This window comes from Rhizobacter sp., from assembly GCA_021153565.1.
Lineage (GTDB): Bacteria > Pseudomonadota > Gammaproteobacteria > Burkholderiales > Burkholderiaceae_C > Albitalea.
The window spans coordinates 1-7,712 of the sequence record JAJKJU010000136.1 but is presented as its reverse complement, the minus strand read 5'-3'; the positions used below and the strand labels follow the sequence as shown (position 1 = coordinate 7,712).

Sequence of the window (7,712 nt, the reverse complement as noted above, 5' to 3'; positions counted from 1 at the left end):
GGTGCGCACTGCAAGCTGCGGCGGCCCCTGCCGAGCCGCCCGCGCAGGCGACGGCACCGCCATCGGCTCCTGCTCATCGCGCAAGGGGGCAGCACTGCCCGGATCGATTCGCGTCGATCGGGAAACTGGGATGTCTGGCATGTCGTCGTTCGGGTGGAGCAGGAAAGGCTTGGCAGCAAGCGCCATTCGGCTTCGTGCGCATCAAGGAGGCGGCAAGGTCGCATCGCGCACCGCGCGGCTGCTGGAACGGCAAGCATAGGGTCGTCTCGTGTGCAGATTGATGGCCAAGCCGAAGCCTTGCGCAAGAAAACGAAGGGGTTGTGTCGGCGACCGGTTTGGACATCCGGACGCCGCCCGAGATCGTGTTCCATGCCCTTGTTTTCCTCAAGCCGGCACCGTGTCCACAAAATCCGCCATGCATTGCCTCGCCGGCAGCGTCACGCGGAACGTGCTCCCACGCCCCACCTCGCTGTCCACGACGATGCTTCCGTGGTGCTTCTGAATGATTCCATACGACAGCGACAGCCCGAGCCCCGTGCCCTTGCCGATGGGCTTGGTGGTAAAAAACGGATCGAATATCCGCGGCAGGATGTCTTTCGGTATGCCGCTGCCGTTGTCGCACACCTCTATCCACACCTCGTCGCCGTCTGACCCGGTGCGCACGACGATGCGCCCACGCTCCGGCCCCATCGCATGCGCGGCATTCACCACCAGATTCATCACCACCTGATTGATCTGCGAAGGCAGACAGCACACCTCAGGAATCTCTCCATATTCCTTGACCACCTCGGCCTTGAAGCGCACTTCGCTCGAGACAATGTTGAGCGTGGAATCTATGCCCTGGTGAATGTCCGCCGGCTGCCATTCCTGCACCGCGTCGACGCGCGAGAAGTCCTTCAGGTCCTGCACGATCTGCCGCACGCGCGAGATACCCTCCAGCGACTCGCGCATGAGCCCCGGCACGTCTTCCTTCAGGAACTCGATCTGCAGCTTCTGACGCATGGCGTGCAGGTTGTTCGCGACCTCGGGTGAGGCCATGGCCGCCGTTTCGTAGGCCGCGAGCATCTGGAACAGGTTGTCGAGGTAGTCCTCCAGCGTCCCGAAGTTGGAGAAGATGTAGCCGATGGGGTTGTTGATCTCGTGCGCCACGCCGGCCGCCAATTGACCGATGGAGGCGAGCTTCTCTGATTGGACAAGCTGCGTTTCCAGGTTTTTGCGTTCCGTGATCTCTGCATGAAGTGCCTCGTTGGCCTGAGTGAGCTTGCTGGTGCGTTCCTCGACGGCGTCTTCCAGGTGGTCGATCTGCAGCGCGAGCTGCTGCGTCATCTGCCACTTGGCGGTCAGCGCGTTGGCCAGTTGGCGTACCTCGATGTTGTCGAAAGGCTTCTTCAGAATCAGCAATCGATCGCGCGCATCGAGGCGCTCGAGAACTTCTTCCCACGAGGTGTCCGAATACGCCGTGCAGATCACCACCTGCAGGCGCGGGTCGACTTCCCACAGGCGCTCGATGGTCTCCACGCCATCCCATCCGGGCGGCATGCGCATGTCGATGAAGGCCATGGCGTAGGGCTGGTCGGTGCGCAGCGACTCCTGCACCTTGGCCAGGCCCTCGGCCCCCTGGTAGGCCGAGTCGAGCTCGAAGGGTGCGGCCACCGGCTTGATGTCTTCGCCGAAGAGCGCGGAACGGGCCGCATCGAGGGCCGACTTCGAGGACGACTGCGGCACGAGAATCTTGCGGAAGTCATCGTGGATGGTCGACATGTCGTCCACGAGCAGGATGCGTCGATTTTTGATCGTCGTCATAGGACCTCCATCGATGTTGGCGATGTTGACAGGGGCAGTTCTAGCGTGAAGGCGGCGCCCTGGCCGGGGCCGTCGCTGTGAACTTGCAGAGTGCCGCCCATCTCGCGCGCAGCAAGCGCGCAACTGTGCAGACCGAAGCCGTGTCCATCTTTCTTGGTGGTGAAGCCGTGCGCGAAGATGCGCGTCAGGTTGTCGCCGGCAATGCCCTCGCCGGTGTCAATGACAGTCACTGTCAGCGTGCTCTCGTCGACCACCTTCACGCGCAGCGTCAGCGTGTGCAGTGCATCGGGCGCTCGCTGCATCGCGTGGCGCGCGTTGCTGATGAGGTTGACGAGGATCAGCAACATGCGGTGCTTGTCGAGCATCAGCGCAGGCACGGCCTCGAATTCGCGCACCACATTCACGTCGCGGCCGATCAACCCGCCGGTGTCGATGCGCAATGCATCCTCGATGAGTTCGAGAATCTGCACCGACTCGATCAAGGCCGAACCGCTGGCATACGACTGCTGCGTGGCGACGATTTGCTTGATGTGCTTGACGCTCTTGGTGAGCTCCCGCAGTTCTGCGGCGATGCTCTCGCGCTCCTCCACCAGCGCCTGCGCCAACTGCTTCAAGTAAACCGGCAGCAGCTTGCCGCGAGGGTCCTCCGTGAGGTAGGGGCCGAGTTCGCTGGCGTGGTCGTCGAGCAGTTTCACGGCACGCGCCAGGCCGACCGATTCGGAGTCGCGTACCCGGGTCGCGATCAGCTCGGCCGAGACATTCACGCTGTTGAGCACATTGCCCACGTTGTGCAGCACGTTGGTTGCGATTTCGGCCATGCCGGCCTGGCGCGCGTTCTCCATCAATTGCCGCTGCGCCGCCTGCTGCTCGTTGGCCCTGCGCACGGCCTCCTCGGCCTCTTCACGCCGGAAGAAGTAGTGTCCCGTGGTCAGCAGAATCACGATGATCGGCACCGCTGCCACCACGATCGCGACGCCCGACTGCCGGAAGCTCAGAAACAGGAAGGTCGCGACCGACGCATTGCCCGCGTAGGCAATCCCCAGCCAACCGAAGGAATCGAAAAACACTTTCACGTCCAGCGCCTGGTTGCGCTTGAGCCGCGGCACCATGGTCACGAGCAGCGTGTTGAGTACGAAGTAGCCGAAAGCGAACACGATGGCCGCGAGCAGGAGCATGCCGTCATGCCCTGCGCTCAGCCGCTGTATCGTCTCCTGCGCGCCGTGCAACGCCGAGCCCGCGGTGAACATCGCTACCGCCGCCATGGCGGGGCTCGCAATGCGGCTCGTCCAGCGCTTGGAGCTGCGCCACGATCCCACCAGCGCCTCGCTGGCCGATGCGATCGCCGCGGCTTCGGGCCCGCTCATGAGCAGCAACAAGAAGATGAAAATCTCACCGGCGGTGAACGAGTTGGTCGAGCGTGGGATGCGCACCGGCACCAGACCTGCAACCATCGCCAGCGCCGTCGCGACAATGATCTGCAGCCACGCACCGACGGACAGGGCGGACAGTTGCACCAGCGAGTGGCCGATGATGCCCGCGCCCAGCAACACCACGCTCCACCAGTACACCGCCGCCTTGCGGTTGTAGTCCGGCATCAACTGGCGATGCAGACGCAACCACATTGGCGAGGGTGCCCCGTCGATCGTGCCGGCAAGCATCTGGCTCATCATGGCTCGCCAGTCACGCCCGCTTGGCCTTCGCTCAGCACGTGCCCTTCGCTCAAGACCAGGCCTTTACTGAGCACGAGCCCTTCGCTGTGAACGAGCCCCTCGCTCAGCACGAGTCCTTTGCTCCAGAAGCCCTCGCTCAGCACGAGCCCTTTACTCAAGAAGCCTTCGCTCAGCACAAGCCCTTTACTCAAGAAGCCTTCGCTCAACACGAGTCCTTTACTCCAGAAGCCTTCGCTCAACACCAGCCCTTTGCTGAAAAAGATGCCTTCGCTCAGCACGAGGCCGCTGCCTGACGCGAGCCAGCCCGACAAGGTGGCCGTCGGAATGAACACGCCGGTCTCGCCGCGAAGTGAGCTGTCTCCAGCCAGCGGCGACGCCAACACGACGCCTGCCGTGAGAAGGGGCTGGGTGGGCGCGCCCCTCGCGACGATGGATTTCACCCAGGTGCGTGGTGCCTCACGGGTGGCGGCCGGCCAGTAGCTGACGTCGTAGCGTTGTGCACTGTCGCGCACCCACACGAGCCGCGGGTCGTAGATGGACTGATATTGTTCGAAGAGCGTCGAGCCACTCAGCACATGACTGCCGCCTGCGAAGACGATGCGGCTCCACGGTACGTTGGCGCCATTGATGCGCGACACCGGCGACGGCATCATCTTGCCCGGCGCCAGCATGGGTGCGCCCGCCGCGATGCGTCCCGATTCGATTGCTGACGCGAGGTCGCTGCGCAACACCCCAGCCAGCTTCACCGCGCCCTCGACGTTGAGCAGGCCAGCGCCTTGCTCAAGCAGGTTGGCATCCGGAATGGGCTGTGCGGAATACTGAAGGATCGCCTTCACAAGCGGCGGAGTCAGGCCGGGATTTGCCTGCAGCATCAGTGCCACCGCACCCGACACGACCGGCGCCGACACTGATGTGCCGCTCAGGTTCATCAATTGTTTGAGCTTCGGCTGCGCAGTGCCGCCATAGGGCGCTGCCATGCCGGGATAAGTGCGCGGCAGATAGCTGAAGCCGTCGACGCTGCCTTGCCTGTCAGACGCGAGCACGCCCACGATCTTGTTGCCCGGCGCGACGAGGTCGGGCTTGAGCAGGTTGTCAACATAGCGAACGCCGCTCGCATCGACATAGGCACCACGCGTCGGACCGCGCGAGCTGAAGAAGTTGACGCTGTCGTCGCTGCGTTGCGGCGTGCCGTGCGTATTGGCAGATCCCACGGTGATCACCGACGGATCGTTGCCGGGCGAGCTGATCGTGCCGTAGACCTCGGCCCCGTTCTCATCCAAGCCGTAGTTGCCCGCAGCCACCACCACCGTGATGCCGGATGCCACTGCGCTGCGCACCGCGCGGCACAGCGGGTCGGTGAGATAGGACTCCGACGAGTCGGACGCGAGGCTCACATTGAGCACGCGAATGTTGTACTCCCTCGCGTGGTAGATGACCCAATCGATGCCAGCGAGCACATCGCCGAGTTCACCGTTGCCCGCCGCGTCCAGGACCTTGACATCGAAGATGTTCGCGTTGGGTGCAACGCCGGTCGAATCGACAGACTGGTAGTGGCCGCTGCCCGCGGCAATGCTGGCCACGTGGCTGCCATGGCCGTAGGGATCGGCGAGCTTGCTGTGGTCTGCCGAGATCAGGCGTTCGAACATCGACATGCCGCGACCGTCGTCCCCGCCTTGGTACCACGAGGCCGACACGTCGATGCCCGGGCGCCAGAGCCGGCCCGATGCGTCACCCGCCTTCTGGAAGTCGACTGCATGCGCCACGCGGCTCGAACGACCGCTCGCGTCGAGGAAGTTGCGGTGACTTGCCGCCACGCCGGAGTCGAGCACTGCGATTCCGACACCGGTGCCATTCAGGCCAGCGGCGCCGGACGAAGCGCCGGAGCGCAAATCCGCGGCGCCTGTTGCCATTTCCAGCGAGCTCGCGGTGCGCGTGGTGAGCCGGTTGGGCGAAATGCTCTGCACGTCGGGGCGCTGCGCAATCTCGTCGATGCGGCTCGCGGGCAGCAGCACTGACAACGCCGAGACGGACATGTAGCGCATGTAGACCGACCCGCCCACAGCCAGCACGTGCGAGCGCAAATCGGTGAGCTCCGGGTCGGCGGAGCTGCTGACGATGAGCGCGCGAACGTACCGGCCACCCGCGAGGTCTTTCGCCCAATGGTGTTTGGGCGCAGCAGTCGAATGCATCGCCTCTCGCAGATCGGACGCGACCTTGTTCGATGCATTGCCCTGCGCCTGCGCCTGCGCCGCAAGCGGCCCCCAAAGCATGGTCATGAGGCTCATGGCGATGAGCGCCCAGAATGCGCCGCGCACGCGCGACTCGATGAGGATGATGTAGCGAGTGAGAACTTTCATGTACGACTCCCTGAAGTGCACCGAAGACGGCATCACTGCGCTGGGGAGGAGTCGCAACACGAACCGGCAACACGCTGGGTTGCCACCGCCGGACGCGTCGGCGTGCGACGAGCTGCGGCGAAAAAACGCCGAACTCGTCTACTTGGGCAACCCCGCTGTCGTAGCCCGAAGGCCGTAGACCGGAAGCTTTGCGACCCCGGCTTTCGCGCGGGTGTGCCTTTATCTCGATGTGGTACGGACTGTATCGACCTGAAACGGTTTCAGGTTGAGGGTCGGCCCGGGGTCATGCATCGTGGGCCCGATGTTCGTGATCGAGTGCCCACTCTTTCTCAAACAGGCGAAACCCCGATGAGTCGCAGATGCAGACCCATCACGAAGACCGCATAGAGACCGAGGCCGCCGACGATGGCAATGAGGTCGTTGATCGGACGCGCGGGTGCACCCGGCACAGGACGCACGGGACGACGCTTGACCGAAATGCGGTCTGCCACGGCCCAGATCAGGAAGCCACCAAAGAGCAGCACGTCGGCGAGCGTGCCATTGGACAGCAGGTGCGCGAAGGCCCAGAGCTTCACTGAGGCAAGCATCGGATGCTTGAGCGTGGCTTTGATACGGCCTGGCAAGTAAGCGGCGAGGAGTGGCGGAAAGACGGGGACCATCAACAGCGCGGTGATGTGCCGGGCCCAGCTGGGTGGGTTGTATAGCGCGACGGGCGACTGTCTCGCGATGCCGAAGCCGATGATGAGCGCCACAAAGCCGACGATGGAGATGAGCGAGTAAATGCCCTTCCACGGCATCTCGCCGAAGCGCAGAGCCTGCGCATCACGCCAAGTGGGCGCGACGATGGAGACGCTGTGAATGCCGAGGAAGAGGATGAGTCCGAGGATCAGCAAAGTCACGAAAGAATCTCCTTGTAGTGAGGCGGCGGGCGCAGTGTGAGGACAGGGGGGAGTCGCGTCAATCAAAAGTCTTTGTCCTGCCTCAGAGGCACCCCTTTCAAGGTCTTGTATTGGCTCCCTCGAAATCCTCTCAGCCTGTCAGCCTCACCCTTTCAAGGTCTTGTATTGGCTCACCGGGCAAGTCACCGGGCAAGTCACCGGGCAAGTCAACGAGGAAGTGGACCGGCTGGTCTTGGTGCTGGATGGTGCGATGAAACGCGCCGATATCCAGCAGGCACTGGGCCTGAAACACAGAGACAACTTTCGTGATGGGTATCTGATGCCTGCACTGGTCGCCGGGCTGGTGGCGATGACCGTGCCGGACAAGCCGCGCAGCAGCCGCCAGCAGTACCGCTTGACCGACGCCGGACTGGCACGCCGCGCCGATCTACTTCGACGAAGGAATTCATGAGCACCATGGCCCAGCCCGAGCGCGCCACGCAGAACCGCATGGTGGCACCTTTCCGCGATGAATTGGGCTGGCGCTACCTGGGCGACTGGTCAGACCGCGAGGGCAACGCCAACGTCGAGGAGGGCCAGCTCTTGCCCTGGGCGGCTATATCCACACCTATAAGTTCAGCGAAGCCGTGGAAGACGAGGTCGTGCTGGACCTGGTGTACGAGGCGCGCGACATCGACCAGCGGCTGGGATCACCGGCGAGGATCGACGCCTGGTTCGGGGCGGCTACCAAAGACCTGAGTCCAAGGCAGGATCATGGCTTGTTCCAGGCCATCCGCCGCACCAACCGGCTGGATGGCGAGGAAACCGAGTTCGGCTACATCGTCGACTACAAGGAACATCGCCCACAGCCCTCACCCCAGCCCTGTCCGAGAGCGCCGAGACGCTGACCTTTACGTACGCTGGACACGCGGAAGATGGCCGTTGGAGCAAATTTTTCCCCTACGAGGTTTGAAGAAGGCGGGGTTGACGCATGACAAGTTCAT

Annotated in this window: 6 protein-coding genes and 1 riboswitch; of the genes, 2 read left to right on the top strand and 4 right to left on the bottom strand. The window is 63.4% G+C overall.

The window, feature by feature from the left end; genetic code table 11:
- Positions 1 to 384: 384 nt before the first annotated feature.
- The 4 genes from AC30NL_RS08335 to AC30NL_RS08320 all read right to left on the bottom strand — a co-directional run bounded on the left by AC30NL_RS08335 (position 385) and on the right by AC30NL_RS08320 (position 6,729).
- Complete coding sequence (locus AC30NL_RS08335) at positions 385 to 1,803, bottom strand: ATP-binding protein (RefSeq protein ID WP_489463536.1); 1,419 nt, start codon at positions 1,801 to 1,803, stop codon at positions 385 to 387.
- Positions 1,800 to 3,470: a sensor histidine kinase gene (locus AC30NL_RS08330; RefSeq protein ID WP_489463535.1), complete on the bottom strand. Its 1,671-nt coding sequence runs from the start codon at positions 3,468 to 3,470 to the stop codon at positions 1,800 to 1,802. Before AC30NL_RS08330 ends, AC30NL_RS08335 begins: the two co-directional genes overlap by 4 nt.
- Positions 3,470 to 5,830 (bottom strand): S8 family peptidase, encoded by a 2,361-nt coding sequence (locus tag AC30NL_RS08325; protein ID WP_489463534.1) that lies wholly within the window; start codon positions 5,828 to 5,830, stop codon positions 3,470 to 3,472. The genes AC30NL_RS08330 and AC30NL_RS08325 overlap by 1 nt, the downstream gene beginning before the upstream one ends.
- Before the next feature lie 142 nt (positions 5,831 to 5,972).
- Positions 5,973 to 6,058, bottom strand: a riboswitch (cyclic di-GMP riboswitch).
- 101 nt (positions 6,059 to 6,159) lie between these two features.
- Complete coding sequence (locus tag AC30NL_RS08320; RefSeq protein ID WP_489463533.1) at positions 6,160 to 6,729, bottom strand: NnrU family protein; 570 nt, start codon at positions 6,727 to 6,729, stop codon at positions 6,160 to 6,162.
- Between the two features lie 160 nt (positions 6,730 to 6,889).
- Between AC30NL_RS08320 and AC30NL_RS08315 the strand changes: the two genes are divergently transcribed.
- Both AC30NL_RS08315 and AC30NL_RS08310 read left to right on the top strand, forming a co-directional pair.
- Positions 6,890 to 7,180, top strand: coding sequence for a Fic family protein (locus tag AC30NL_RS08315; RefSeq protein WP_489463532.1), 291 nt, complete (start codon positions 6,890 to 6,892; stop codon positions 7,178 to 7,180).
- Positions 7,181 to 7,241: 61 nt separating this feature from the next.
- Positions 7,242 to 7,616 (top strand): P-loop NTPase family protein, encoded by a 375-nt coding sequence (locus AC30NL_RS08310; protein WP_489463537.1) that lies wholly within the window; start codon positions 7,242 to 7,244, stop codon positions 7,614 to 7,616.
- Positions 7,617 to 7,712 lie beyond the last annotated feature (96 nt).

Bases quoted from the DNA above. Each gene is read 5' to 3' on its own strand.
- AC30NL_RS08335 (WP_489463536.1), bottom strand. From the start codon at position 1,803: ATGACGACGATCAAAAATCGACGCATCCTGCTCGTGGACGACATGTCG.
- AC30NL_RS08330 (WP_489463535.1), bottom strand. From the start codon at position 3,470: ATGAGCCAGATGCTTGCCGGCACGATCGACGGGGCACCCTCGCCAATG.
- AC30NL_RS08325 (WP_489463534.1), bottom strand. From the start codon at position 5,830: ATGAAAGTTCTCACTCGCTACATCATCCTCATCGAGTCGCGCGTGCGC.